Source organism: Microbacterium sp. BF1, from assembly GCF_019279095.1.
GTDB classification, from domain to species: Bacteria; Actinomycetota; Actinomycetes; order Actinomycetales; family Microbacteriaceae; genus Microbacterium; species Microbacterium maritypicum.
Genome location: NZ_JAGYWT010000589.1, coordinates 1 through 1,429 on the forward strand (window position 1 = coordinate 1; position 1,429 = coordinate 1,429).

Sequence of the window (1,429 nt, forward strand, 5' to 3'; positions counted from 1 at the left end):
CGGGATGATCTGCATACCCGGCGCGAACAGCTCGGCACGGATGACGAGTGCCATCACACCGCCGAGGAGGAAGAACATCACCGACGCGATCAGGTACATGTACCCGATGGTCTTGTGGTCGGTGGAGATGTAGACACCGTCGAAGCCCTTCTGCTCGATCAGGCGCGCGCTCAGCGGGTTGAACGCACCGGGGAAGCGCAGCAGCTCCCCGCTCGCGAGGCGCTCGCGGAGCAGTCGGCGCTTCTCGGCGGGCGTGACGGTGGAGTACAGCATCAGAACAGTCCCGCAGGAGCAGGAGCAGCCTCGAGCAGGCCGGGCTTCGCGACGATCGAGAGCTCGCCGACCTCGGCAGCCGTCAGCTCGGGCAGGCGCTGCACGAGGGCGAGGAACCGCTCGATCTCGGCGGGCTCGAGCACGGGCTCCGCCAGCAGACGGAACTTCGCGATGTAGTTCTCTCGGGCGAACGGACGAGCCCCCAGCGGGTGCGCATCGGCCACGGCGATCTCGTCGACCACGGTCGAGCCGTCGGCGAGGCGGATCTCCACACGACCGCCGAACGCCTTCTCGGCCGGGTCCTCGGAGTGGTAGCGGCGGGTCCACTCGGCGTCCTCCGCCGTGGTGATCTTGTGCCACAGCGCGACCGTGTCGGCACGGCCCGCGCGCTCGGGGGCGTAGGAGTCGACGTGGTGCCACCCGCCGTCCTGCAGTGCCACCGCGAAGATGTACGGCACCGAGTGGTCGAGCGTCTCTCGCGACGCGGTCGGGTCGTACTTCTGCGGGTCGTTCGCGCCGGAGCCGATCACGTTGTGGGTGTGGTGGCTGGTGTGGATCACGATCTGATCGATGTTCTCCGGGTCGCGCAGCGCCGGGTTCTCGATCCCGAGCTTGCGGGCGAGGTCGATCAGCGCCTGCGCCTGGTACTCGGCCGAGTGCTCCTTCGTGTACGAGTCGAGGATCGCGCGCTTGGGCTCGCCGGCGGCGGGCAGCGGCACGTCGTACGACGCGTCCTTGCCGTCGAGCATCCAGGCGATCACGCCGTCTTCGCCTTCATAGATGGGGGCGGGGCTGGTCTGTCCGCGCATCGCCCGGTCGACGGCTTCGACGGCCATCTTGCCGGCGAACGCCGGAGCGTGCGCCTTCCAGGTCGAGATCTCGCCCTTGCGGCTCTGTCGCGTGGCGGTCGTGGTGTGCAGGCCCTGCCCGACGGCCTGGTAGATGGTCTCGACGTCGAGGCCGAGCAGGGTGCCGATGCCGGCGGCGGCGGACGGGCCGAGGTGGGCGACGTGGTCGATCTTGTGCTTGTGCAGGCAGATCGCGCGCACCAGGTCCATCTGGATCTCGTAGCCGGTGGCGATGCCGCGCACGAGCGCCCGCCCGTCCTTGCCCGTGTGCTGCGCGACCGCGAGGATCGGCGGGATGTTGTCGCCGG

At 69.3% G+C, this 1,429-nt stretch carries 1 protein-coding gene and 1 pseudogene; both read right to left on the reverse strand.

What is annotated here, in order from left to right; genetic code table 11:
- Positions 1–273: pseudogene (locus KZA10_RS18330) on the reverse strand (hypothetical protein); the annotation flags it as partial.
- Positions 273–1,429 (reverse strand): MmgE/PrpD family protein (locus KZA10_RS15155; RefSeq protein ID WP_218683300.1); only part of this gene is annotated, 1,157 nt, incomplete at its 5' end. The gene KZA10_RS15155 and the pseudogene KZA10_RS18330, both read right to left, overlap by 1 nt.